Genomic DNA, 255 nt, shown 5'->3' with positions numbered 1-255 from the left:
ACTCAAAGGAATTGACGGGGGCCCGCACAAGCGGTGGAGTATGTGGTTTAATTCGATGCAACGCGAAGAACCTTACCTGGCCTTGACATGTCGAGAACTTTCCAGAGATGGATTGGTGCCTTCGGGAACTCGAACACAGGTGCTGCATGGCTGTCGTCAGCTCGTGTCGTGAGATGTTGGGTTAAGTCCCGCAACGAGCGCAACCCTTGTCCTTAGTTGCCAGCACGTAATGGTGGGAACTCTAAGGAGACCGCC

At 54.1% G+C, this 255-nt stretch carries 1 rRNA gene; it reads left to right on the top strand.

The annotated features are described in order from the left end of the window. A 16S ribosomal RNA gene (locus tag MRBLST15_RS10285) occupies window positions 1-255 on the top strand; the annotation flags it as partial.

Origin of the sequence: Stenotrophomonas sp. LST15-1-1.1, from assembly GCF_040815575.1 — a bacterium.
GTDB lineage: Bacteria > Pseudomonadota > Gammaproteobacteria > Xanthomonadales > Xanthomonadaceae > Stenotrophomonas > Stenotrophomonas lactitubi_B.
Note: the sequence above shows the minus strand (reverse complement) of the source record. Positions and strands in the feature narration are given on the sequence as shown.